At 42.8% G+C, this 24,631-nt stretch carries 23 protein-coding genes; 4 read left to right on the forward strand and 19 right to left on the reverse strand.

What is annotated here, in order from left to right; translation table 11 throughout:
• Nucleotides 1-175: 175 nt before the first annotated feature.
• Complete coding sequence (locus YK48G_RS11450) at nt 176-922, reverse strand: glucose 1-dehydrogenase (RefSeq protein WP_203630849.1); 747 nt, start codon at nt 920-922, stop codon at nt 176-178.
• 172 nt (nt 923-1,094) lie between these two features.
• On the opposite strand from YK48G_RS11450, the gene tenA reads away from it, so the two are divergent.
• Nucleotides 1,095-1,766: a thiaminase II gene (tenA, locus tag YK48G_RS11455; RefSeq protein WP_203630850.1), complete on the forward strand. Its 672-nt coding sequence runs from the start codon at nt 1,095-1,097 to the stop codon at nt 1,764-1,766.
• Between the two features lie 94 nt (nt 1,767-1,860).
• Here tenA and YK48G_RS11460 read toward each other — a convergent pair whose 3' ends face one another.
• Nucleotides 1,861-2,847 carry an ADP-ribosyltransferase gene (locus YK48G_RS11460; protein ID WP_203630851.1) on the reverse strand — a complete coding sequence of 329 codons (987 nt, stop codon included), beginning with the start codon at nt 2,845-2,847 and terminating at the stop codon, nt 1,861-1,863.
• An 87-nt stretch (nt 2,848-2,934) separates the two neighbouring features.
• A complete protein-coding gene (gene abc-f, locus YK48G_RS11465; protein ID WP_203630852.1) occupies nt 2,935-4,449 on the reverse strand; it encodes a ribosomal protection-like ABC-F family protein in 1,515 nt (504 codons plus the stop codon).
• Between the two features lie 645 nt (nt 4,450-5,094).
• Here abc-f and YK48G_RS11470 point away from each other — a divergent pair.
• A complete protein-coding gene (locus YK48G_RS11470) occupies nt 5,095-5,292 on the forward strand; it encodes a hypothetical protein (protein ID WP_203630853.1) in 198 nt (65 codons plus the stop codon).
• Nucleotides 5,293-5,374: 82 nt separating this feature from the next.
• Here YK48G_RS11470 and YK48G_RS11475 read toward each other — a convergent pair whose 3' ends face one another.
• On the reverse strand, nt 5,375-6,016 hold the full coding sequence (locus YK48G_RS11475) for a DNA alkylation repair protein (RefSeq protein WP_203630854.1): 642 nt from the start codon (nt 6,014-6,016) through the stop codon (nt 5,375-5,377).
• A 67-nt stretch (nt 6,017-6,083) separates the two neighbouring features.
• On the opposite strand from YK48G_RS11475, the gene YK48G_RS11480 reads away from it, so the two are divergent.
• The gene (locus YK48G_RS11480; RefSeq protein ID WP_203630855.1) at nt 6,084-6,656 is read left to right on the forward strand and encodes a GNAT family N-acetyltransferase; all 573 of its coding nucleotides are present in this window, start codon (nt 6,084-6,086) and stop codon (nt 6,654-6,656) included.
• Here the strand turns inward: YK48G_RS11480 and YK48G_RS11485 are convergent.
• The 14 genes from YK48G_RS11485 to YK48G_RS11545 all read right to left on the reverse strand — a co-directional run bounded on the left by YK48G_RS11485 (nt 6,615) and on the right by YK48G_RS11545 (nt 22,467).
• Entirely contained in the window at nt 6,615-7,130 is a 516-nt protein-coding gene (locus YK48G_RS11485) for a YoaK family protein (protein ID WP_232365362.1), read from the reverse strand. The two genes, YK48G_RS11480 and YK48G_RS11485, sit on opposite strands and share 42 nt — an antisense overlap.
• Nucleotides 7,127-7,270, reverse strand: a complete 144-nt coding sequence (locus YK48G_RS13575; protein ID WP_232365363.1) for a hypothetical protein — start codon at nt 7,268-7,270, stop codon at nt 7,127-7,129. The genes YK48G_RS11485 and YK48G_RS13575 overlap by 4 nt, the downstream gene beginning before the upstream one ends.
• 574 nt (nt 7,271-7,844) lie before the next feature.
• The gene (locus tag YK48G_RS11490) at nt 7,845-8,723 is read right to left on the reverse strand and encodes a metallophosphoesterase family protein (protein ID WP_373300215.1); all 879 of its coding nucleotides are present in this window, start codon (nt 8,721-8,723) and stop codon (nt 7,845-7,847) included.
• Nucleotides 8,724-8,795: 72 nt separating this feature from the next.
• Nucleotides 8,796-9,944, reverse strand: coding sequence for an ABC transporter ATP-binding protein (locus YK48G_RS11495; protein WP_203630856.1), 1,149 nt, complete (start codon nt 9,942-9,944; stop codon nt 8,796-8,798).
• 10 nt (nt 9,945-9,954) lie between these two features.
• A complete protein-coding gene (locus tag YK48G_RS11500) occupies nt 9,955-10,776 on the reverse strand; it encodes a carbohydrate ABC transporter permease (protein ID WP_203630857.1) in 822 nt (273 codons plus the stop codon).
• On the reverse strand, nt 10,766-11,710 hold the full coding sequence (locus YK48G_RS11505; RefSeq protein WP_203630858.1) for a carbohydrate ABC transporter permease: 945 nt from the start codon (nt 11,708-11,710) through the stop codon (nt 10,766-10,768). Before YK48G_RS11505 ends, YK48G_RS11500 begins: the two co-directional genes overlap by 11 nt.
• A complete protein-coding gene (locus tag YK48G_RS11510; RefSeq protein WP_232365364.1) occupies nt 11,697-12,980 on the reverse strand; it encodes an ABC transporter substrate-binding protein in 1,284 nt (427 codons plus the stop codon). The genes YK48G_RS11505 and YK48G_RS11510 overlap by 14 nt, the downstream gene beginning before the upstream one ends.
• A gap of 368 nt (nt 12,981-13,348) precedes the next feature.
• A complete protein-coding gene (locus YK48G_RS11515) occupies nt 13,349-14,656 on the reverse strand; it encodes a D-alanyl-D-alanine carboxypeptidase family protein (protein ID WP_232365365.1) in 1,308 nt (435 codons plus the stop codon).
• A 229-nt stretch (nt 14,657-14,885) separates the two neighbouring features.
• Nucleotides 14,886-16,901, reverse strand: coding sequence for a lectin-like domain-containing protein (locus YK48G_RS11520; protein ID WP_203630859.1), 2,016 nt, complete (start codon nt 16,899-16,901; stop codon nt 14,886-14,888).
• 482 nt (nt 16,902-17,383) lie between these two features.
• Nucleotides 17,384-18,262 carry a glycosyltransferase family 2 protein gene (locus tag YK48G_RS11525; RefSeq protein WP_505744176.1) on the reverse strand — a complete coding sequence of 293 codons (879 nt, stop codon included), beginning with the start codon at nt 18,260-18,262 and terminating at the stop codon, nt 17,384-17,386.
• A gap of 195 nt (nt 18,263-18,457) precedes the next feature.
• Nucleotides 18,458-19,186 (reverse strand): L-ribulose-5-phosphate 4-epimerase, encoded by a 729-nt coding sequence (locus tag YK48G_RS11530; RefSeq protein WP_203630861.1) that lies wholly within the window; start codon nt 19,184-19,186, stop codon nt 18,458-18,460.
• Between the two features lie 239 nt (nt 19,187-19,425).
• On the reverse strand, nt 19,426-21,033 hold the full coding sequence (locus YK48G_RS11535) for a xylulokinase (RefSeq protein WP_203630862.1): 1,608 nt from the start codon (nt 21,031-21,033) through the stop codon (nt 19,426-19,428).
• Between the two features lie 112 nt (nt 21,034-21,145).
• Nucleotides 21,146-21,817 carry a Crp/Fnr family transcriptional regulator gene (locus tag YK48G_RS11540; protein WP_203630863.1) on the reverse strand — a complete coding sequence of 224 codons (672 nt, stop codon included), beginning with the start codon at nt 21,815-21,817 and terminating at the stop codon, nt 21,146-21,148.
• Nucleotides 21,817-22,467 carry a hypothetical protein gene (locus YK48G_RS11545; protein WP_203630864.1) on the reverse strand — a complete coding sequence of 217 codons (651 nt, stop codon included), beginning with the start codon at nt 22,465-22,467 and terminating at the stop codon, nt 21,817-21,819. The genes YK48G_RS11540 and YK48G_RS11545 overlap by 1 nt, the downstream gene beginning before the upstream one ends.
• A 568-nt stretch (nt 22,468-23,035) precedes the next feature.
• Between YK48G_RS11545 and YK48G_RS11550 the strand changes: the two genes are divergently transcribed.
• Complete coding sequence (locus YK48G_RS11550) at nt 23,036-23,587, forward strand: LysM peptidoglycan-binding domain-containing protein (RefSeq protein WP_232365366.1); 552 nt, start codon at nt 23,036-23,038, stop codon at nt 23,585-23,587.
• A 174-nt stretch (nt 23,588-23,761) separates the two neighbouring features.
• On the opposite strand, the gene YK48G_RS11555 is transcribed toward YK48G_RS11550, so the two are convergent.
• Nucleotides 23,762-24,403, reverse strand: a complete 642-nt coding sequence (locus YK48G_RS11555; RefSeq protein WP_203630866.1) for a TetR/AcrR family transcriptional regulator — start codon at nt 24,401-24,403, stop codon at nt 23,762-23,764.
• Between the last annotated feature and the right edge of the window lie 228 nt (nt 24,404-24,631).

Consider the following 24,631-nt stretch of genomic DNA (forward strand, 5'->3'; position numbering starts at 1 on the left):
ACGCTAAACATATAAGAACCCCCACCATTGAAATCCAAACCCGGCCACTCCCGAGTCGAATAGTGCTCCGAGAAGCAGTCGCTAACAATATAAACGGCCCGTTATCAAAATCCAGAACCGGGATTTTGATAACGGGCCGTTTATATTACCGCGACTAACCGCTTCTCTCCGCACACTACGCCCTTTGTGCCCCATCAATCACGAAATCAGCTCCATTGGCAAACTTTGATTCGTCACTGCCCAGATAGACGCAGACCTCACCGATATCTTTTGGTTCGCCCATATGACCAACTGGAATCGTGCTGACGATTTGCTTTTCATATTCTTTAGGGACAATATCAGTCGCAATCCAGCCTGGATGAACATTATTGACTCGAATGGCTAATTTTTGTTGTGCTAAAGACAATGCCGTCGCGTGAGTCAACAACCGCGTGCCACCTTTACTTGCTGAATATGCGGGACTTAGCGGCAAACCAACCAGGCCAGCCACCGATGAAATATTAATAATTGATCCTTTACTACCCGCATACTTCTTCATCGCTTTAATGGCATACTTCTCACCCAAGAAATTACCGGTCAAGTTGATGTCAATAACTTGCTGCCAATCTTCTAGTTTAAGTTCATCGAGAGGGCCATTAACACCGCCAACCCCGGCATTATTAACTAAAATATCCAACCGGCCAAATTTATCGATCGTCTTAGCAATTGTGTCCTGCCAAGATTGTTCGTCAGCAACGTTTTGTTGGACGAACAAGGCCTTATCAGCACCAAACTTCTCAACTGCTTGTTTGCCGCCTTCAACATTGTGATTGGCGGTCACAACAACTTTGGCACCTTCGCGAACATAACATTCAGCAATTCCTAACCCAATGCCCGCAACGCCGCCAGTAATTAACGCAACTTTATCTTTCAATCGATCCATTACTTAACGCATCCCTTCTAGTAATTGTTTGATTCACCCCAATTCTACCGACTGCTCTTTTCAATAGCAATCGTTATGCGCTTTAGTTCACAAATAAGTCAAGCAAACTTTTTACGAGCCATCATGCTAAAATAAGGCTAATCAATATTACGATTAAAGGAGCCGAGATTTCATGTCAACGATCACAACCCAAATGCGCCAACAAGCCGATCCATTATGGCAAGCAAGCTTTAATCACCCTTTCATTAAAGAATTAGCCACCGGTCATTTACCAATGGCTGAGTTTCGATATTACCTCAAGCAAGACCGGTTTTATCTGCAAAACTTTGCGACCCTGCATGGGAAAATTGCCGATCAAATTGATGACCCAGCAGTCAAAAAGTTTTTATATGCCGGTGCATCTGGTTTAAATGATAGTGAAAAAGAAGTTCGAACCGATTTTTTTCAGCAGCTTCAAATTACGCCAGCAGAAATTCAAACAACCCAAATTGCCCCGAACGCTTATAATTACGTCAGTCATATGTACCATGAATTATACGTCGGCTCACCTCGCCGAGCTTGTGCGGCACTATTGCCATGCTACTGGCTGTACAACGATCTAGGCAAACGATTGATTAAAGCCGGATCACCCGTTAAAATTTATCAAGCATTCATCGAAACTTACGATAGTCCCGAATTTACGACAGCAACCAACCAAATGATCTCAATTGTTGACCGCCTGGCCGAAAAAGCGGATTCAGATGAACGGGGTGCAATGATCACCGCCTTCGTCCGCAGCAGCTACTATGAGTTGCATTTTTGGGAGATGGCCTATCGCCAACAAAAGTGGTCGTTAGCAAACTAATGATTAGACTCAAAAGGCCTAGACAAAATGATTATTTGCCTAAGCCTTTTTGACCTGTTCAGATTTAGTTAGCTGAGTAAACTGACATGCTTACTCATTTTTTCAAATTTAACGTTACCAACGTATAGTGAATTTTTGTATTAACGACCTGTCGTTTAGCCTGTTTCCCTTTTTGCTTCACGTTAGTTACGGTTCGGGTTGTTGAATCACCCTTTTGAATTTTAGTAACAATCAACTTTGTGCCAGATTTAAGCAGATATTCCTTTTCGCCAACGTTAGTCGAAATTGGATCGATATAGGCACCATAATTACCCGCCGGAACGTTGATTTTCAACATCACATGCTGCTTTGAAAAACCTAAAGCGATCATTTGGCTTAACGTACAAGACGAATACGCCGGATCTTGGTAAGCCCGGCCTACTCTAAGTGACTGGTTTGCCAATGATTTTTTGACACCGACTAGCGAAGTTCCGCGATAAATTGTCAGCGGTTTGGTTAACTTGAATCGATCAATGCTCGTATTAATTCGTTGAATGTTGGTGGTGACCTTTTTGCCTGGCTTTGACTCTGAGTCTCTCAGTGCCGTGTTAATCTTTCCATAGCCCTTATCCGTATAATACCGAATAGCAGCGATGTCAGCTTTACTCAAATCCTTTGACCACTTTTTAGATGCCGCCCGCAGTTTTTTAATTACCTGAGGGCTATTTTTAAGCCCCTTAGTTGAGTAAGTCGACTTTTGAGGACCAATCAAACCAAATGATTGTTGAGAATGCGGTAAGGTCACCACGTCTCCTTGATGGCTTAACAATTTGGACTTCACCGTTAAAACGGTGTTCTTAGGGACAACAATGTAATTACCGCGATTAACATCACCGTTAACTAGTGGATATAACACCGTGCGCTTATTAGTCACTAATTGCGGCTGGCCAACATTCTTGAGCTTGGCGGTATACGTTGTCGAAACGGTTGTCGTTGTGTTGCCGTGAACTTCTTTTTTAACTGACTGCGCATTAACTGGCATTGCCACCAGCATACCCATTATTAATGCAATTCCTAGTATTGCCCGCTTGGGGTTAAACATCACTAAATCATCCCTTCAAAAACTATAAGCTGTATCTTACGCTTTTTGCCGATTTTTTCAAGTTTTCTTGAGCTTTACCGATATGCTTTAGTGATGTGGCCGCTTCATTTCAATCATTGGCAGGTTGGCAATTGCCTTAATAAAATCACGATCGTGGTCAATCACGAGCATTGGTGGCTGTTTGTCTAAAATCAATTTTTCAATTTGTCGACGAGTGATGACGTCCAGATAATTCAACGGTTCATCCCAAATATATAAATTAGCAGGTTCACACAAACTTCTAGCCAGCGATACTTTTCGCTTTTGTCCCATGCTCAATTGGCTGAGATCTTCAGCAAATACTGTTCGTTCAAATCCCAACTTCCGCAACATATTCAATAAGTCTGACAGCGTGATTCCATACCGTTTGGCGTAACTGTCAATTGGTCCCCGCAATGTTTCAAAGTTTTGCGTCAGGTACGAAATTTTAAGTGTCGCCGCCCAGCTAATTGTCCCATTGACGATCAGTGCTTTTTCTCCAAGCAATGCCTTGACGATCGTCGTCTTACCGAACCCGTTTGACCCCAGCAAGACTTGCCGTTGACCAGGCTTTAAATCAAAGCTTAATGGTTGATTCAAAACCATTCCGTTTCGACTGACTTGTAAATCCATCACCCGCAGTAAATATTGCTGATATGGTTTTTGATAATTGAGTGTCAGGGCCGGCATCTCATCTAAATTCTTAAGTAACGATTTTTTCTTAGTGATTGCCGATTCTGTTCGATTCAGTGTATTTTTAGACCGCTTCATGACTTTAGCCGCTTTGTGCCCCAAAAAGCCTTTGTCCATCATAACGTGCCCTTGACTCCGATAATGATTTTGACTTTTTTTAACCTCAGCGTTACCAGCCCATTGCTTAATCCGGTTAGTTGCGGTATTCAAACGGCTAATTTCATTTTTAAGCTGGTGTTTTTCGGCCTGTTCCGCCGCATTTTTGCGGTCAAATTCGCGCTGCCAGGTTTCGTAGTTGCCGGTGAATAATTGAATTTTGGCCCGATCAATTGATAAAACGTGATCAATGATTTGATCAATAAAGTACCGATCGTGGCTGACAACGATGAAGCCTGATTTGTTTTTGAGATAATCTGCTACCACCATTCGGGCGTTAGCATCCAAGTGGTTAGTGGGCTCGTCAATTAACTTAAACGTTTCTGGTTGGCTGAACATAACCGCTAGTAGTGCTTTGGTCTGTTCACCGGGGCTTAACGTTTGAAACGGCCGACCAAGGACCTCATCGCCAAGACCCAGCTTATCCATTTCAATTTGGATTTGCCAAAGCTGACTGTCGTCTAATCCGGCGCTGTCCAACAGAACCGTTTGGGTTAGGTGCTCCGGCTTAGTAATTGTTTGTGGAAAATAGGTAAATTTAACATTGGTTGAGATTTGACCATGATAAGTCAGCTGGCCCATTAAGATCTTCAAAAAAGTGGTTTTGCCCCGACCATTTCGGCCAATCAGCCCTAATCTCCAACTGTCATCGATATTTAAATTAAGTTGCTCAAATAAATTGGTGAGCATCCCATCGTATTTAAACGATAATTCGTGAATTTTGATGGTTCCCATGTAATCCCTCCTAGTGAGCGGAGCAAAGCGCTTAGGGATCGGAGTGTAAGGCTCCTCTAACGGGAATCCCCGGGCTTGGGATTTTCGTTAGAGGTGCTTACGCGCAGATCCCTGCTTTGCGCAGCTGTCCTCACCCGCCCACTCACCAAACGTTATCCGAGCAAAGAAAAAGGCTGCTAAGCGAGTTATCTCGCCGGCAGGCCTTCTGAATGATGATTGTGAGTATACATCCCAAATAATCGCAGAAATAACCTTTCTGCCACGTTTGGTTTTGATCGCACAAAATAGCTAAATCGCCCAGAATAACCCCTGCTAAATGAGCAGTGATTGATTAGATTCTGAATTAACGATTAGCAATTTTCAATGCGATCCACATCCTTTATAATATCGATTAATTGATTGATATACCTAGTGACTAACTACAGTGTTTCATAAAAGCTAGAAATAGTCCAGAACATTGTGCAAAGTAGCTGAGAATACCACCATTTTTTTCGCATTAACTTCCCCCTCAACACATGTTATTTCCGTGGACATGCGTTACAATAAAGACGTAAAGAAAGCGCAACCATTTTGCGTGAACGTGGTTAGAATGCCTAACCATAAATATTTGTCACTTGATCATTTAGCGTATGGGGGAGCGATCATATGGATGAAAACTTGAAAATCACCTTAATTGGATTGTTAACATTGATTATCGGCACGATTTTTGTTTCAATCATTGCCAGCTTTGGCTACACTCAAATTTTAGCGGGGCTGGCTGCCTTCGTAGTCGCCGCAATTATTGTGGTTAGCGGGTTTCATTTTGGCGACCGCCACTATCGTCACATGACGCCGAGACATTAATTGACGGTCTCAGTAAATAAGCTCTAAAGATTAAAAGTCTTCGTCGACTCAACTGATTGGGTCAACGAAGACTTTTAATCGTTCATCTCCGCAACATTTTTGACCCTTCTTTAACGGCTAGTTTTGATAATTCATGACTTTCCAAAAATTGTTTGACCCATTCAGGATGATACTTACTATAGTTTCTAAGTGCCCAGCCAATCGCCTTTTGAATGAAAAATTCATTGGTTGTTTGATCAAATTCGATCGCCTTTGTCAGCAGTTCCGTATCTAACGTCTGCTTTTCCAGTAACTGCAACAAAATAGCCACCCGGCGCATCCAAAAATTTTTGTGGCGGTAAAACAAGGCAAAAACGGCTGGTTTTTGCTCCGGGTGAAGGATTACAAACTTACCAAAAACTTTTCGCCAAGCATCAACTGTATCCCACCAAGATTTTATCTGGACGAACTGAGTCAGTGCTTTAATGTCAGAAAAGGCCAGGCGATTGACATTTGCATCCGCCACATCGATGGCAACGTACTGGTATTCACGTGGTTTGCGTTGATATAAACGGTTCACAGTCGCGATTACCTTGGTTGTCGGCCATTGTTTTGAAGCTTTAATGAAGGCTTGGGACTGTGCCTTTCGCTGTGGTGTTCTAAGCCCTAGAAATGGGAATTGATTCCGCATGTATTTTTCCATAAACGGTTGATTCTTTTGATCGCCCACCAACCTAAAGACCATATTTTTACCCCCAAGTGAGATTAATTAAGCTATACTTAATTCTAACAGTAATGATGGAGGTTTTTATATGTTTACATATCAGGTTAACGACAAAATCGCTTTTAAACTACCAGCCAAGGCTGATGCCGACGACTTACTCGCACTCATTGACGACGATCGTCAAGCACTTGGTAAATGGCTGCCATGGGCCAAAGAAGTGCTAACGATTGACGATGAAGCTAAATTTCTTCAATACGGCATCGAAAAAATGGCCAAAGGCGACTTCTGGTTTGCCATTATTCTAGTTAACGGCGAGCCAGCCGGAATGATTGATCTCCACGAAATTAACCATGAACACGCCCGAGCTCAAATTGGCTACTGGCTGGCCCGTCGCTTTCAAGGACATGGAGCCATGCACATTGCCGTTAATGCGCTTGTCGAAATTGCGTTCAATGACTTACAGTTAAATCGAATTGAGATTCTTGCCGATACTAGAAATCAAAAAAGCCGCAACGTAGCTGCACATTGTGGCTTCCATCTTGATGGCATTTTAAATCAATATGCGTTTTATAATGACGATTTCAGGGACATGGCTCTTTACGCCAAACTAAAATCCCCTCTACCTGCCAAAAATCATGGCGACCAGCAAAATAATGGCTGAAAGTAAAATCGTTTGACTATGGAAATACTGAACCAAATATCCGTTTAATAACGCTCCAACAAAGAATGTGCTGATGATTGTTGCAATATCACCGGCTTTTTTGAGTGCCCGCTGATTTTTTTGAGCAAAGAAGTCTAGTAGGCTCTCGGCTAATGTACGGACATTTCCAGTCATCATCAACGATGTAAACGGCCCGTTTTTTAGCGTTCGAAATTCTTGTAATTGAGAAGCGGCTGCCAATGCCAGCATCCCAGTTGTAACCAGATTAGATACTCGATTGGCAACCAAACTGACAGCGACAAATAACCCAATCTCAAAAGTGAGTGTGATCACCCGACGCCTGACCACCCGTTCTTCAGGGTAATGGTACTGAACAATTCGAATGATCACAACGCCAACCATGAACATCAACAGCGATACAACTGCTTGCAGAATATCCCCGTATTCGCCACGGCCAAGTCGTAAACCAGTCAAAATGAGATTCCCCGTTTGAAGACCGGCAAAACCCCGCCATCTTCTAAATAAGTGTATGAATCAAGTGCGCCGGCGGCCATGGCTAACAGCGCCCCGCTAACCAAGCGCTCGTATGCGCCAATTTGTTGATCAGTTTCCATAATCATCCCTCTTTATTGAGTGAGCGAAGCAAAGCGGTTAGAAAGCGGAGTGTAAGGCTCCTCTAACGGAAATCCCCGGGCCTGGGATTTTTGTTAGAGGTGCTTACACGGAGCTTTTTGCTTTGCGCAGCTGTCCTAAAATAGTGAGCGAAGCCAGGCGCTTAGAAAGCGGAACATAAGTCTCCTTGAACAGAAATTCCCGGGCTTGGAATTTTTGTTCAAGGTGCTTATGTGCAGCTTTCTGCCTGGCGCAGCTGTCCTAGGTAAAGTGAGCGGAGCAAAGCGTTTAGAAAGCGGAGCCTAAGTTAACTTGGCCGGAAATCCCGGGCTTGGATTTTTGGACAAGTTGACTTAGGTGCAGCTTTCTGCTTTGCGTAGCTGTCCTAATAACAGTGAGCGAAGCAAAGCGCTTGGGGATCGGAGTGTAAGGCTCCTCAGACAGAAATTCCCGGGCCTGGAATTTTTGGCTGAGGTGCTTACGCGCAGATCCCTGCTTTGCGCAGCTGTCCTAAAATCAAGATCACAATACCCAAATATAATAGATGATTACCAGTTTAAATGCCAACAAATAGTCCTAACTTAACACACGATTAATCTCATTCATGATAAGCCCCCGATCCAAAAAATTAGTGTTCGGAATTTTAAAGGTATTAATCGTTTTAGTACCGAGCCGAAGCGGCCGCTGTTCAACACCGATTCCTTGGTCACCTAAATGAATCACGTTATAAGCTGTCGCGTCAACCACAAAATGTTCGTGAGGATTGGCGCAATTAATATGATAAGCCGTTGAATCAGCCACGATGTTTAAAATATCACCAATCTCATACGTATTAGCAAAGTGAACGTGTCCCGAAAAAATTGCCTGCACGTTACTGCCGTGAATCACGCGCATCAAATCATCGCCATTCTGCAAGATGCTATAAGCCATGTTGGTGAGTGGTGCCCCTAATAATGGATGATGCATGAATATAAGCGCCGGCTTAGCCGAATGGGTTAAATGAGCTTGCAGCCAATCCAACTGAGCATGGTCAATATAGCCTTGCTCAAGATCACCACATTTAGTATCTAAAAAATAAAAATCCCATTCAGCGCTAACTATCTTGTAATAATAACGACTACGATATGGCTGTTTGAGGTAGCCATCATAAAATGCCCGGGTTCGATCGTGGTTGCCCAAAATTACTTTAATTGGTGCCATTAGTCGCTCTTGTTCCTGACCTAAAATGTGACGTAAATGCTGGTAATCTTCAGCATGCCCTTCATGAATCAGGTCGCCGGTCATCACCACTAAGTCAGGATTCACATTTGTCGTATAAATATCATCAAAAACGGCTTGTAATTTCTCGGCCGGATCAAGCTGTTGGTGATTAGCCGGCTGAGCACCAGCTGGGGTTAAATGCGTATCGGTAATCTGTACAATTTTGTAAGCCATCATTATTAGTGGGCGAAGCAAAGCAATTACCCCTACGTCGGGGGTACATAAACCTCCTCAAGCAAATTTCCGAACTTGGAATTCTAAGGATGCTTATGCCTCTACTTTACGTCGCTGTCCTCCTTTCAGAACGAATCTTGCCTCTGGATTGGCATCAAGCCGCTCGTGAGTTTGGTCATCAAATAACAATAGATTTTCCCTCGAAAGTTTGACGTAAACGTTTCGGGTAGTGCCAACCGGCCAGTCGCTGACGACTGCTTTTAGTTCCAATCGGTCAAATGCCCTTAAGGTGACTTGCTGATAACGGCCGTAATCGACGACCGATTCGACTTCTGCCGGAAAATCCGTGTTGGCCGCCTTTAAACTAACCGCAACGTTCTCGGGGCGGATTCCTAGAAGATAGTCGGTATCTTCGACCAACCCCGCTGCTTGATAATTAGCCAGGTTCGCGACAACCGTACCATTTTCTTCGATTAATTGATGATTAAAATAATTGACTTTAAAGACATTAATTTGCGGCGTGCCGACAAACTGAGCAACAAATAAATTTGCCGGATTGTGATACAAATTTGCCGGGGTATCAATCATTTGAATTTTACCGTCATTAATGACCGCAATGCGATCCCCCAAAGCCATTGCTTCTTGTTGGTCATGGGTGACATAGATAATCGTTTGGCCATTTTCTGCATGAAGTCGCTGAATTTCGTCGCGGGCCTTTTCCCTTAGTTGGACATCGATATTCGATAACGGTTCATCCAATAAAAAGATTTTAGACTTTTTGGCCATCCCCCGGCCCAAGGCAACCCGCTGCTTTTGACCACCCGAAAGCTGGGCTGGAAAACGATCTTTGTAGTTGGTTAAATTCAGTGACGCTAGGATCTTTGCCAGTCGTTGTTGGCGAATTTGCTTGGGTACTTTGTGAACCCGCAAAGCATATTCCAAGTTTTGATAAACGGTCATGTTAGGGTAAAGCGCATAGTCTTGAAAAACCATGGCAATACTACGCTGAGTGCTTGACAATTGAGCTGAATCCTTACCATCAATCAAGACTTTACCGCCAGTGGGGGCTTCTAGGCCGGCAATAATGCGTAACGTTGTCGATTTACCACACCCTGATGGCCCCAGTAACACGAGAAATTCACCAGGAACCACAGACAAATTCATTTTGTTAATCACCTGCGTTTTTTTGCTATAGCTCTTAGACATCTGTTCTAATTCAATTGAATAACCCGTTGTTGTCATCAAATCATCCTCACTTTAATCCTGAACTGCTAATACTATTTAAGATATATTTCTGGAAGACCATGTAAATGAGCAGTGGCGGCACAATCATAATAACGGCCAATGCCATTGCTAACGGAAAATTGGTGCCGCCTTCACTTGAAATGTAGTTTTGCAGCGCCAATGGTAACGTAAAACTATTCTTATCCTTTAATACCAACGTTGGCCAAACGTATTCATTCCAACTATTGATAAAAAAGATGGCGCCAACGCTGATGATGTTGGGTTTTAAGAGCGGTACGATCAAATTCATAAAGATTTTGCGGTTGGGAATCCCATCAATCTTAGCGGATTCTACCAAACTCGTTGGAATTTTCTCCATTGCTTTGACAAAAAGCATGATGCCAGTTGCATCACACATCTGGGGTAATGCCACCCCAATTACATTATTTAGCAAATTCATTTTGGCAATTACCAAGTAATTGGGAATCATCACGGTCGTAAACGGCACGAAGATCGTGGCGACAAATATAAAGTAAACCACGCGTTTGCCTTTGAAATGAAAATTTTGAAATGCGTAAGCCGCCAGCAAACCGGTCAACACTTTTCCTAAGGTAACAATCATTGCCATCAAAAAAGTATTGGCGACCATGCGGAATAAATTGATCTGCTTATTCAACGTGACATAGTTGGTCAACGTTGGCTTGGCCGGAATCAACTGAAGAATTGAGTGGTAAGATTCCTGCAAGGTTTTAAACGAGTTAGAAATCATGAATAACACCGGCAGCATAATCGCCAAAATGATGAGGATTAACAAGACGTGCCAGCCAAGGTTGCGTTTTTCAGTCAGCATTTTGTTTCCTCCCCTCGACGAATTTGATTTCAACAAACAATAGAATTAAGAAAATGACAAAGGTGACCGTCGCCAGTGCTGACGCGTTGCCAGTCTTATAGAGGACAAACGCGTTCAAGTACGTATGATATAACAAGTTGGAAGAGCCATAATACGGACCACCTTGGGTAATAACGTTAATTGGCGTAAAGACGTATTGCAATCCTTCGACGATTGTTAAAATCAAGACATAAATCGCCACGCCCTTATTAAGTGGTAGCACAATGTTCCAAATAACCCGCCATTTGGGAATCCCATCTAATGCCGCGGCATCTAAAATGTTTTTGGGAACCGCGCCTAAGCCAGTTAGCAGCAAAATAAAGTTATAACCAAAAACCTTCCAATTCGTTATCAAACAAATCACGACGATCGCCATTGCACCCGAATTAGTCCACTGCGGTACTTTCAGCCCAAAGTCCCGCAAAAACAGTGCTAATGGTCCTGAAACGGGGTTTAAAATCCAAGAAAACAGCATTGCGCCCACTACTAGTGAAAATAGGCTGGGGATAAAGAATAAAATCTTGTAGGGGCCTTTCATCTTGCCGATAAAGAAATTTACGATCAGCGAAATGAAGTATGGCAAGATAAAGTTCAAGGCAACCAGCAGAATGATATACACCAACGTATTTAAAATTACTTTTTGATTCGTTGGGTCGGTGAAAACATTGATGTAATTCTGCAAGCCCACAAATTCCTTGGTTGGCGCAATCAGATTCCAGTTAAAGAAGCTTAAATAAAACGTGTAACCAATTGGAACGATCATAAAAACGAACAACAAGAGTGCCGATGGTAATAGGTACAAGAACGGCAAGAGCCGCCCACGTGGTTTGCGGGATTCCCGCGGGCCAGAGCGACTATTGATTTCTTCTTCAATTTGTGAATTATTGTTGAGCATTGATTTTCTCCTGTGCGGCTTTGAGGGTCTGGGCGACGTTTGCGCCCGTTAGAATTTTGTCACGAGCATCGATCATGTCTTGTTCGGCATCCAACCCATTCTTAGGAAACGAGGTCCACGGAACAGCATTGGCTAATTCATCGGTTGCCGGCTTGATCATCGGATTGGCCGCTAAGTATTTTTTAAATTGTGGTGAATCAAGCGCCGTTTTGGTTGGCGGTAAATAACCCGTTCCTTTATCCCAAGTTAACAGCGAATCATTTTTATAGAGCCACTTTTCAAAGGTCCAAGCAGCCTTTTGTTTCGTACTGTCTTGAGAAGTTAACGCCAGCATGGACCCGCCGACTGGTACCGTCAGTTTGTTGCCCTTAAAGGTTGGCGCAATCTGTGAAGACGCCTTAAAGCTGACACTTTGCTTAATGTGAGACGCTTGGGCGACGGTTGTAAAGGCCATGGCAACCTTACCGTTTGTGAAGTCATCCATTCCTTGCGCCCACGGAGTGTGAATTGCGGTTTTATCCTTAGTAACCATGTCTTGATATAGTTGGTAAGCTTTAACCCCTTGCGAACTGGCAAATGCAGCTTTACCAGCTGAATCCTTGATTTGGGCGCCATTGCTTAACATCATAGCTTGTTGTGCCCAGGTGTCAGCGGGTTCTTGAATATAGACGCCATAATTACCACTCTTTTGTTTAATCGTCTTAGCAGCTGCTTGAACACCTTCCCAAGTTCGAAGACTGGATTTTTGAATACCATACTTGGCAAGCATCGTATCGTTAGTGAACAAGATTGGCGTGCTTAGTGAATATGGCAGACCAACGAGCTTTCCTTTGGCATTTTTAGCAAATGATAGCGATTGCGTCGAGAAATTATTGGTAACGGTGCTTTTGCTCTTATCAAACTTTTGGGCAGCCGTCGTTGGTGTCATGTACTTAAAGTTATCTGAGAAGTAATTGGTAAACGCCCAGCCCACTTGAACAATATCGGGTACTTTTCCGGAAGCTTGAGCAGACTGTAGATTCTGCATTAAGCCTTGATACATATTGGGATTATACTTAGCCGTGACCTTAATATTCTTGTGAGTCTGGTTAAATTCTTTAACCAGCTTATTAACTGACGCCCCGCCTTGTGTTTCAGCGTTAACGTGCCAATAAGTAATGTGAACCGTTTTATGAGCAGCGGAGTTGGAACATCCAGCAAATAAAATTGCCACCCCAACAACCGACAAAAGGCCAAGCAGCCTTTTTAAACCGTGTCTGAAATTCATCATAAAATCCTCCTCGTCTTTACGGTGTACATTAAGGTTACCAAGACGATGTAAATTAATTGCAAATTTTTGGTTTCAGTGGTGTAAAAGTTGGCGACCAGCTAAAAACTAGTTTGACTTTCAAAAATCTCAGATTAGCATCAAGTCGGTTTAAAGATTAGTCCCCACTAAAAACTCTCTCCTAGTAATCCAAAAAATTACAGATAAGTAAAAGGAGGCAAGTTATAAAGCCCTCAGAATCAAGAACTGGCAACTGCATCCATGATCGAATCAAAGCATGTTTCTTCATGGGCAATCCGCATAAAAAAAGATCGAAAGTCAATGTGGCTTTCGATCTAAAACAGACCTATTTGTTCGTATTTGTGTACAAGCTATCTTGCCATAAAATGCGCAAACTTAGCCATTAATTTGTAAAAGCCTTCAAAAACGCCCAACAGCACATTTCCAATCGTCCTTAACAGTGATTGATGATGCGCTTTAGCAGACGAACTTTTAGCCTTGGTTGGCTGAATTGTTTTCGTCGCGAGTAGCGGCACCTTAATCACCCGATTGCGATGTGATAAAGCCACTTTCGCGTAACCAACCGAATTGCCCTTTTTAACGGGTAATTTCTGCTGATTGCTAGAATAACTAATAATCTTAGGGTGTTGATTCGAATGCTCCCGCCAAATAGCAGTTTGCTGAGATTCGGGTTTGGCAACAACCGTTTGGCCACCAATTGAAAATTGATGCGTGGGGATTTTAACCGTCGTTAACTGATTTTTCTGGTCGATTTGTTGAATCAACCGGTCCATTGAAGTAAACACGGAATTACTATCAATAATCGTTGCAATCAAGTGACGCCCGTTATGCCAAAAAGTCGTTGTTAAACAGAGGCCGGCGTTGATGGTATAACCGGTTTTTAACCCATCGACGTGATTGCTTTTTCGATAATAAACTTTATTTTTCAATAAACTGTTTGAATTAGCCAGCCACTGCTTGCCCACCTTCATCGCTGATTGGCTGCTCCACTGGGTGATCGTTGGAAAGATGGCTAATAAGTGAGCTGCAACCGTCGAAATTGCCGATGCACTCACCATGTTTTGGGCTTTGGCAGTCGTATGGGGGACTTGGTAATGGTACTTTGCCAAATCCGTGTTATCAAGACCGGAACTGCTGACAAAAGTGGCTTTAATCCCCCATTTTTGGGCTTGCTGGTTCATCTTATAAATAAATTCGGTATTGTTGCCGCCACCCACTAGCTTTCCCAGCGCAATTGCCGCTGAGTTGGATGAGGCGATCAAGGCAGCTTGATATAACTGTCTAACGGTAAATTCTCGTGAGCGGGTAATCTTAAATCCGCCCAAGGTGCCGTCTTTGCTCATTTTGATTAATTCATGATCAACCGGAACCTTTTGATTCCACTTGATTTGGTGATGATCAATCGCTTGTTTGGTTAAGTATAACGTCATGAGCTTGGACAGACTCGCAATTGGCCGCTTGGCGTTCGCATTCTTTTGATACAAAACTTGCCCTGTTTTAGCATCCATCACGTAAGCTTCTTTAGCTTGAAAAGCCGGTAACTTTTTAGCGCTAACAGGGAAACTTGCAAACATCAACAAACTAATAATGACACTGAAAGTAGCCACTAAGAGCTGTTTTAACCCAATCCAATGATGCTTTGAGGTAGCTTTAGTCAAACCGGGATACCTCCCATAAATTCTTAATCACTGATGCAACTATGCTAACCTCAAATTCACCTGATTAAAATGCTTAGTTAAAAATCTTTATATAAAATTTACCACCCTATTTGTTGATACCAAACACCTTACTTTGGATTGGCAGGCCAGCGCTCATTTATTTTAATTACTGAATTAATCAGTTATACCCACTACCCTCAGTGGGGCATATCAATCAAAAATACTTGAACTAGCGACTAATTTTCACCAACTTCGGACTCGCTGGAATGTAGCCGCCGGCAACTCGGTATCTCAACTTTCCATATTGATTAATTGCATAACCATCAGAATAATCATAACCATACACTCTAAAGGAGTGGCCTTTTTTAAACTGGCGGTGTTTTCCAGTTAACCCAACCGTCTGATAACGGTTAAGGACTGCTTTGGCACGAACAACTTTAGGAGTGGCGTGGCGGCCCATGTTCACCAATTTACGGTTAGCGGTCACGTACTGCCCATTTGTGAGCACATAGCGAGTGGTTAAATGATAGTTAACGATGCTCTTTACTTTAAGAATCGTCCCCTGCTGATAATGCTTCGCTTTGCCAGTTAGGCGCTTATTTCCATAAGCATTAACGCCATTTGGCGAAATCACCGTTATTTGCGCAGGCTGAGTCGCATAGTAAACTGGTCGAACATACTTCCAATTGGCAGTTAGATAGCCCGTTTTACCTGCACTTGGGCTATGATGGTTAACATCTTTGACTTTATATCGGAATTGACCATTCTTGCTACGAACCGTATCAGTCACAACAAACATTGGACGATAAATTCGTGGCTTCCGTTGATAAAATACTTGGCGTTCTGATTTCTTAAAGTTGGCATGCTTATAGAGGTAAATGGCGTTAACCCCATAAACAGCCGCTCCCTTTTTAGCCAGGTCTGATATTTTTTCTGAAACTGGGGTATTGGCCGTCGGCGAATCAACTGGTTGCACTGCGGATTGCGTCGGTGTTGAGGAAGTCGGCGCAGTTACACTTGAAGCCGCCGACGAAGTTGCTGGCGTTATCGTTGCTGATTGACTACTTGTCGGTGTCGCCGCTATATTGCTGGCTGGTGTATTGGCATCTTTTTTGAAATAGTAAGTAATGTCTTGTGAGACGTTAGTATAATCAAAATTCGAAAAGTCGGTTGTCCCAGAAAATGGGATTGTTTTAGTTGTTGCATCATAATCATCTGGAGCAATTGTCTGGGTCGGAACTAAACTGTACCCTTTAGCCTTTAACTTGTTAATTTCAGTCGTTAAATTGGCTTTATCACCTAACGACCCTTTCAATGTTTCAGCGGGGCGAATCTCTTGATTGTTATCTGCTGAAAGGTACTTAACATTAACGGTTCCGCCTGGCATGAAACTAATCTGGTTAATCTTCAAATTAATTTCAGCTGGCGCGTCTGCATTTGTAGCCGTAATGGCAAAGTTTAGTGGTGACCCTTTTACGAAGAATTGATTAGCATTGCCATCTGCTCGGTACCCTTTATCGCCTATCCTCACTTGGTAAGTAACCGTTTGCGTTTGAGCATTATAGGCAAGGGTGAATGGAAAATATTGTCCCTGGCTAAATGAATCAGCAGGTAGGCTGGCCGCAAGCGTCTGGTCAAAGAATAAGTCATTTGAATTACTTGAAGTACCTGAGGTGCTGTTTTGACTATCGCGGGCTTCAAACACGGCAATATAATTACCCGGCAGCCAATCCGCCTGCTCATGATGTGTATCCAAAACCGCACCAAAGGCCCCATTAAGACCTCGCACGCCAAGGCCAGGCCCTGAATCCCCGAGTTGGCTGGCAGCCCCTGGTTTAAATGCAAATCCCAAGCCTTCGCCGTAAGTTGATTTGCCAGCAACAGTTCCTGGATTAATATTGATTTCTCCAGAAATTAAAAAGTTGTCTGTATTGCTAAAGTGACCCTTTAGGTACGCAATTCCCGTTTGATTTGGCGCGTTAGAAACTAACCTGGTTACCCCCGTAGTCGGATCATATTTAGAATTACCGGCCGTTGTAAAATACGTTGAAAAGTTGGTACTGTTGATAGAAATATTGGAATTGGCTTGTTTCAACCAATTAGGTTCAAAGACAAGCGAGCTAACATCATCAGCCTTAGCAACGGTGGATGATAAGGCTTGTGGTGCTATGTTGGTTGAGCTTAATACGGTGGGAACAAATAATAAGCTACTGGCTACCCCTACAATCGTCATTAACTTCTTCAATATGTGCCACTCCATTTCTTTTTCTTGAACAAAACCCGACAACTTATAAGTTGTACACAACATGATTCTACACAACATTGTTTGTTGTGAAATTCATATTAACAAAATCCTCAGAATATGAAAACTATTTTTACTTTGTTTTTTTGTTTATGATTCACTGGTTATATCATTTGCTTTCTTGCATAGTTATGGGGCTATCTTATAAATGAGTCCGTCAACAATTTGATCAAACATTTTGTCAGTAAAGTTCTTCTTTAAACGCTCGAGGGTTTTGATGCCTATCCAAGTTGAACCAACATCAAGGTTTCCTCATATTTTCCATAGACGAGTGAAAACCGCCTTTTCACACATAGTTTTAAATCGAGTTGCCGCTTGAGATAACAAAAACGCCGGCTTAAATTCGTCGGCGTTTGACATGAACACAGGATAATATTAATTAAAAAAGTAATCTAAACTGATCGCTTAACAATTTGTGATGCATACTACGGTTGCAAACGCTCACCCATATCATCAATGTGGCGGCGGACCACTTGTTCTTTTCGCCGCATTTCCCAAGTTGCTGAATGAATGATACTGTTTCCGCGGCTAACTTTCGTATACAACGGCGCTGGGAAATACAGGATCTTGTGAGACGCAGCAATATAGTCAGCTGTGAACAACAAATCTTCTGCCAAATCCAACGTTTCGTCAAAGCGGATCTGATGATCACGAATCACAGAAAGCCGAAAGCCTTTGTTCCAGGTGTACCCACCAATTTCGGCGCCACGGTTATTAATTGAGTCAAACGCTTCTTGTTTAGGAATTGAAACAAAGTGATTGCCGGACCGGATACCGCCACCGCGCCACCCCCAAGAATACCCAACCGCATCCATGTCAACGCTAGGATCCTTGAGGCCATCGACAATAACCTCCAGATAATTGGCAGCCAACAAATCATCACCGTCCACAAACACGATGACTTCGCCCTTCGCATTATCGATCGCATAGTTTCGAGCTTTTGAGACCCCCTGATGTTTGTCGTAATAATGCGGCCGAATTCGATTTTCTCGGCTGGCAAATTCCCGAATTGTGTCAGCAGTCCGATCCGTGGAAGCATCATCTACCAAGATGATTTCAAAGTTTTGATAAGTTTGCTTAAAAATACTTTGCAGTGTTTTTTCTAAATAAGCGCCCAAATTATAAGCTGGAATTGAGATAGTTACTAATGGCAAAGTTGTCATAGTTGTTGCCCCCCTACTTTTTTCGGTCAGTGTAAGCGGATAAGTGAAATTGTGCAACGATTTTGCATTCTTCCGCGTTAGTAAAGGCTTCCAGGTGGCATCACCGCTATTGAAGTTCCAATTGGGGGCCTTATCTGGCACTTAGGATGCACTTCAAGCAGCTAATATATAACCGCGTCCTAATCGACATTCAAAGCCAAGATCGCTGCTAGCAACTGCCCCAAACAATGCACGCCAACACTAGCTTCAAAAAGCCCACTGACTTAATCCCAATCAGGATTTAAATCAGCGGGCTTTTGCGTTCCGCATCACGATACTATTTGGTATCTTTTAGTCCTATTCGTGTTCTGCATGTGACTTTGATTTTGCGTTGTTTTGACCATAGTAAGCATTCTTACCATGCTTACGGTAATAATGCTTGTCCAAGAGATATTGTGGGACGTGCGTTTCGTCTCTGGTCAACTGTAATGTGTGATAACTAATCTCTGCTGAAACTTCTAGCACCTTAGCGTTATAAACCGCCTTGTCCGCGGTTGGTCCCCAGGCAAATGGGCCGTGTTGGCTAACCAGTACTGCCGGCACTGCGTCTGGATCAACACCGCGACGATTGAATTCATCAACGATCACTTTACCAGTATTCAACTCATAAGCTTCTTCAATTTGCTTCTTAGTTAAAGCCGGTGCACATGGAATGTCACCGTAGAACGTATCAGCATGGGTCGTACTTACTGCCGGAATATCCATCTTAGCTGCGGCAAATGAAACTGCCCAAGGTGAATGTGTGTGGACAATTCCGCCAATATTTGGGAAGTGGTTGTACAAGTAAGTATGGGTTGGCGTATCACTTGATGGATTAAGGTCACCTTCAACAACTTTACCGTCTAAATCAACAACTACCATGTCAGAAGGCTTCAGGTCTTCATAAGGAACTCCTGATGGTTTAATGACGAATAATCCCTTGTCACGGTCAATTGCTGAAACATTTCCCCAGGTAAAAGTCACTAAATCTAACTTAGGTAGTTTCATATTTGCTTCATATACTTCTTGTTTAAGATCTTCTAGCATGTTATTTTATCACCTTTCAAGTTTTGATTAGCTGCGATTGATTCGTTTTGAAATTCACGATTGTTCCGAGTCACACGGATAAAATTACTTTAGCAAACTCTCGGTTCCATGTTACATAGAGCAGGACCGCTCCGCAAAGCAGAAATCTGCGTGTAAGCACCTTTAACTAAAATCCCAGGACCGGGGATTTTAGTTAAAGGAGACTTATGCTGCGGTTTCTAACCGCTTGGCTCCGCACTCTACTTCATTTTCATCGACTTAACCGCCTGTTCTTCAACTGGAAGAGCAGCCTTATAGTTGTCGATAAATTTATCGTAGCCTTGGACACTAGCTGGTTCTGGGTACAAGGTAGCCTTGGTTGCATCCTTGAAGACCCGGTTCTCCAGGTAATCCTCTAATGCTTCGCCATCTTTACGGTTAACACAGTAAAGTGCCAAAACTGCCATGCCCCATGGGCCACCTTCACCGGCATTTTCCATTACTGAAATTGGCGTATTCAATGCGTCAGCCAATACTTGCTGGGCAACAACCGGTGTCTTAAAGATCCCACCTTGCGCAACCAGGACACTTGTCTTAATGTGTTCTTCACGAAGTAAGATATCCATGCCAATCTTCAATGGCGCAAAGGCAGAATAGATCTGTTCCTTAATGAAGTTAGCCAAGTTTAACTTACTATCTGGTTTTCGAACAAATAATGGTCGGCCTTCCGGCATCCGCGTGATGTTTTCACCTGATAGATAAGCAAAATTAACTAGGCCACCAGCATCTTGGTCACCCTTAACCGATTCAGCGAATAACGTGCCGTATAAATCGTCGGGCTTTAACTGTAATCCCAATGCCTTTGCAAATTCACCAAACAAGCCAACCCAAGCATTGATGTCTGAGGAACTGTTGTTGGTATGAACCATGGCAACCGGTGCCCCATCAGGGGTTGTAACCATGTCAATGTCTCGATGAGCTGCCTTCATTGGTCGGTCCAAGACAACCATGGAGAATGCAGATGTTCCGGCTGAAATGTTACCAGTCCGCTTCTTAACACTGTTGGTTGAAACCATCCCAGTACCAGCATCGCCTTCAGGAGGGGCAATGAGTGAACCTGCCTGCAACTCACCACTTTGATCCAATAGCTTGGCGCCAGCCTCGGTCAATTCGCCGACTTTTTGGCCAGCAGGCAAAACTTTTGGCAAAATATCTTCAATGTTCCAAGGATATTGCTGAACCTCTGGTAGTGAACTAAACTTGTCAAGCATATCCTGCTTATAATTAACCGTTTTTTCATCAATTGGGAACATCCCAGATGCATCGCCAACGCCCAAAGCTTTCTCACCTGACAGCTTCCAAGTAACGTATCCAGCAAGTGTTGTGAAGAAGTCCACGTTCTTAACGTGTTCTTCCTTGTTAAGAATTGCTTGGTACAAGTGAGCAATGCTCCAACGTTCTGGAATGTTGAAATTAAACAGCTTGGTTAGCGCTTCAGCGGCTTGGCCAGTGATGTTGTTTCGCCAAGTTCTAAATGGCACTAGCAACTCACCCTTCTTATCAAACGCCATGTAACCGTGCATCATCGCGCTCACACCAATTGACCCGATCTTTTGTAAGTCACAGCCATACTTGTCATGAACTTCTAATGCCAAAGTTGCGTAACTGGTTTGAATCCCATCCCAAATTTTATCAATCGGATAAGTCCAAATGCCGTTGTCCAACTCATTTTCCCAAAGATAATCACCAGAAGCGATCGTTTGGAAATCATTTGTTACCAGGACGGCCTTGATTCTAGTAGAACCCAATTCGAGACCAAGCGAAATGTTTCCGCTTACAATTTCGTCTCGCACACGACTTTCATCCATTATATAATCCTCCAGAGTAACTCCAATAGTATTTTCAATTACTCCCTAATTGTAAAATATTCGTACGTATAAATCAATTGTTTTCGAAATTTGTAGAATAAATCTGCTTTGATCAAACCAAATCAACTAAGCGATCTTCATCCAAAATCGTTACTTGCGATCTCGAAGAAACAATGATCCCATCAGTTGCTAATTGTTTAAATATTCGACTAATGGTTTCTGGTGTGGTTCCTAAATAAGTTGCGATGTCTTTTTTCTTAAGCGGCAATTTGAACTGAGCCGTCCCTAAACCGGCACTGGTCTCTAACAAGTACTTTGCTAATTTGCCAGTTGTATCCGTTGTTGAAGCCAACGTTTTTTCTTCTTGCAAGTCACTAATCTGTTGGCTCATCGTGGCCAATAATTTAATCGCTAATTGAGAACTTGTCTTCAGCAGGTTCTGAAACGCATCCTGCTCAATTTGACAAACATTAGAATTAACTAAAGCCGTAGCGGTGACATTTCGTTGATTACCATTGAATAAGGAAGCTTCACCATCAAAATCACCGGGTTGCATGACTTTTAGTAACTGTTCCTTTCCATTAGCCGCTGCTTGTGAAATTTTGATTTGGCCGGCTTCCAGAATTAAAAAGTGGCCAACTGAGTCTCCGGCCATATAGATCATATCGCCCTTGACATACTGATGTTGGACAACTAATCTTGCAACTTCTTCTTTTTGCTTTTGAGGTAATGATCGGAAAAGTGGAACCAAATTCACACATTCTAGGGCATGTTGTAAGTTCATTATTGCCACTCCTTTAGCTGTTCAAGCCACTGCTTGGTTGTCTCATCCGGCGCGGTACTGGTATCAAAGGGAATTGGCGCAAAAATTTGAGCAACTCGCTGCCAATTAATCACGCCCTCAATCATAAACTGGGCAACTAATGAATCGAGTTGTTCCGGCTTGACTTGCTCAATAATTTGGCGATTGCCGGTTGTCATTAAAGTATTGGCTGCCAGCTGGCGACCAATGATTTGACTCAATTGCTCCTTAGAAACTGTCGCCGTCAAAAAAAGACGCGCTTTTAATGGCACCGCTGGAATCTCTCGCTTTAAGAACTGCTCAAACGGCGCCCAATTTTCAAAAACCACCCGATAAAATTGATAGGGTACTCGTACCCCAATATTCTTGAACGTTTCAGTGATAATCGTCGTTAGCGGCCAGGGATTAATTGTAGGTCCGGCAGTGTGAATCACTTCCATTAAGAACCGCTGCATGGTTTCTTTGGCAATCCCGTGATATTTTTTCTTAAGCGTTAAACCGTAGCGAACCAATACGAATTCTTCAAATTGGTCTGGCGAAATGATTCGCCCGGCTTGGTGATGCATATGGTGTCTGATTTGTTTGATTTGTCGTAATTTACTTGATTTAGCGAACCTACCTTGTTTAACCATTTACACACTCCTCTATTATTACCTTTATTATTGCCGAAATTGGTCATTAATTCAAAGTTGCAATCAAAAGAGCAGTTAAGATTCATCCACTCTTTCCTTTAATTCTCCGCTAGCCGCCACGAAGTCCCCTCATCCAAATAAATTTTAGCAGGATACGCCCACTTTGGATGACTTTACATAAGATTTACATTAATTTAATGGGTACCATTAATTTTAAATTTAATTTGTTTGTAACAAGCCAGCTAAATCCAGATTTATCATAGCAGTTGGTTGTCACATATTTGTCTTATTTTAAGCGGCTGTTGACGCCTTTTTTGGATCTGATATTATAGACGGCGTGATTGGTTCTGATGCGTTCAACCAGTTCCAATCACCTTCCGAGTTACCGTTTGACAATCCATCTGAGTGTTCCGGAACACACTTTAACAATCTATGTAACCGTGGAAGTCCAAGATTCAAACATTGAACGCAAATCTAGTCACAGCTAATTTAAAAGGTGGTTTTTACGATCAAAAAGAGTCTACTTACATTATCAGTTATCACCGGTTTTCTAGGGTTCAGCGGTGTCGTGGCCAATGCCGACACCTATACCGTTAAGTCCGGTGACACTGTTGCTAATATTGCTGATAAATTCAATGATACGGTTAGCGGCATTACCCAACGCAATCATCTATCCGATGCTGACATGATTTTGGTTGGCCAAAAGTTAACAGTTGGCAAGGATGCTAACAAGTCAACCAATAAGAACCATATGAAGACTTCATCAGCCGTTCACAATGAACATCAAAGTGCAATTATTGCCGATACTACTTCAAGTTCTGATTCTTCAAGCAGTACCAGTTCAAGTGATGCAACCAGCAGCGCCATCATTTCCCCAGCGGATTTCCAATCACAAGGGGTTGTTTACCAAAATGGTAAAAAATGGACTTATTACACAGGAGCTGCTTTTGCTGACGGCACCACTAATCATGGTGGTTATGATGCAGATGGTTATCTCATCGTCGCTGCTCCTTCAGACGTGCCATTTGGTACTCACGTCCAGACCCCACTTGGCGAGGGTGTCGTCCATGACCGCGGTACCGCGATTGTTGGCAATCACTACGATGTTGTCATGCCATAAGGATACTTCTAGTACAATCATGATTGCAATCTGAATAGAACAATTTTTCTAAGTAACCATTTTTGTGACAAGAATTTTAACAAACGACCATTGAACGGAAAAACCGTTGGATGGTCGTTTTTGGGTTGAATCAAATTAAGTTTAAAACCCTCTCACAAGGTGACTGCCAATTCATTAATCATCAACCACAATCCCATGCTCTAACATATCCATATAGGATTTGACTTGGTCAATGATGTCGCTCATATCCTCTATTTTCTTAACATCTGGATGCTTTTCAAAATATTGCTGAATGGTTTGGGAAAGCGTCGCTAAAAACATCGTCAAATAGACTTGGACATTCTTATGATCTAATCCTGGCCGTAAATTAAGATGACTAATCGTTGCTTCAATCACCGTATGCATCAAGTTGGTTTCCAACTCAGTAAACATCTTCGTCACCCGATCCCGCATTGGCTTAGGCACATACGAATCGCTGGTATACACCCGCATCAGTAGGCCAAACTCATTTGGAAACTGGTGAGAAAGCTCTGTTTTGTACTTAGTTGCCCGAATGATCATACTCACGAGGTCCTTAGAATCCGTCCAAACTGAAAAGTCAACTACGGCCATGATCGTGTCGATCGCCCGTTGTACGGCTTTGTAATATAAATGTTGTTTATTATTAAAATATCTAAATACGGACCCTTTAGAGACCCCAGCTAATTCCGCAATTTTATCCGTACTGGCTTGATAGCCAACCTGCCCAAATTCTTGGACAGCAGCAGTTAAAATTGCCTGTTCTTTTTGGGGGTCACGAGGTAATCGTTTTGTCATGGTTAGCCTTCTTTTTTTGGATACAATTTTGGTTGATTGATGATAAATGGTGTAACGCTTAGTTGACAGGCAGAAGCTTGCGCATAAGCAACTTTAACTAAAATCCCAAGCCCGGGGATTTCCGATCCATGGCGACTTAGCTAAAACGTGCTCCGCCAAGCAGAAACCTCCGCATAAGCACCTCCAACAAAAATTCCAGACCCGGGAATTTTCGTTGGAGGAGACTTA

This window comes from Lentilactobacillus fungorum (assembly GCF_016860605.1).
Taxonomy (GTDB): Bacteria; Bacillota; Bacilli; order Lactobacillales; family Lactobacillaceae; genus Lentilactobacillus; species Lentilactobacillus fungorum.

Bases quoted from the DNA above. Each gene is read 5' to 3' on its own strand.
- YK48G_RS11510 (WP_232365364.1), bottom strand. From the start codon at position 12,980: ATGATGAATTTCAGACACGGTTTAAAAAGGCTGCTTGGCCTTTTGTCG.
- YK48G_RS11470 (WP_203630853.1), top strand. From the start codon at position 5,095: ATGGATGAAAACTTGAAAATCACCTTAATTGGATTGTTAACATTGATT.
- YK48G_RS11555 (WP_203630866.1), bottom strand. From the start codon at position 24,403: ATGACAAAACGATTACCTCGTGACCCCCAAAAAGAACAGGCAATTTTA.
- YK48G_RS13575 (WP_232365363.1), bottom strand. From the start codon at position 7,270: ATGGAAACTGATCAACAAATTGGCGCATACGAGCGCTTGGTTAGCGGG.
- YK48G_RS11505 (WP_203630858.1), bottom strand. From the start codon at position 11,710: ATGCTCAACAATAATTCACAAATTGAAGAAGAAATCAATAGTCGCTCT.
- YK48G_RS11540 (WP_203630863.1), bottom strand. From the start codon at position 21,817: ATGAACTTACAACATGCCCTAGAATGTGTGAATTTGGTTCCACTTTTC.
- tenA (WP_203630850.1), top strand. From the start codon at position 1,095: ATGTCAACGATCACAACCCAAATGCGCCAACAAGCCGATCCATTATGG.
- YK48G_RS11480 (WP_203630855.1), top strand. From the start codon at position 6,084: ATGTTTACATATCAGGTTAACGACAAAATCGCTTTTAAACTACCAGCC.
- abc-f (WP_203630852.1), bottom strand. From the start codon at position 4,449: ATGGGAACCATCAAAATTCACGAATTATCGTTTAAATACGATGGGATG.
- YK48G_RS11450 (WP_203630849.1), bottom strand. From the start codon at position 922: ATGGATCGATTGAAAGATAAAGTTGCGTTAATTACTGGCGGCGTTGCG.
- YK48G_RS11535 (WP_203630862.1), bottom strand. From the start codon at position 21,033: ATGGATGAAAGTCGTGTGCGAGACGAAATTGTAAGCGGAAACATTTCG.
- YK48G_RS11545 (WP_203630864.1), bottom strand. From the start codon at position 22,467: ATGGTTAAACAAGGTAGGTTCGCTAAATCAAGTAAATTACGACAAATC.
- YK48G_RS11530 (WP_203630861.1), bottom strand. From the start codon at position 19,186: ATGCTAGAAGATCTTAAACAAGAAGTATATGAAGCAAATATGAAACTA.
- YK48G_RS11500 (WP_203630857.1), bottom strand. From the start codon at position 10,776: ATGCTGACTGAAAAACGCAACCTTGGCTGGCACGTCTTGTTAATCCTC.
- YK48G_RS11495 (WP_203630856.1), bottom strand. From the start codon at position 9,944: ATGACAACAACGGGTTATTCAATTGAATTAGAACAGATGTCTAAGAGC.
- YK48G_RS11460 (WP_203630851.1), bottom strand. From the start codon at position 2,847: ATGTTTAACCCCAAGCGGGCAATACTAGGAATTGCATTAATAATGGGT.
- YK48G_RS11475 (WP_203630854.1), bottom strand. From the start codon at position 6,016: ATGGTCTTTAGGTTGGTGGGCGATCAAAAGAATCAACCGTTTATGGAA.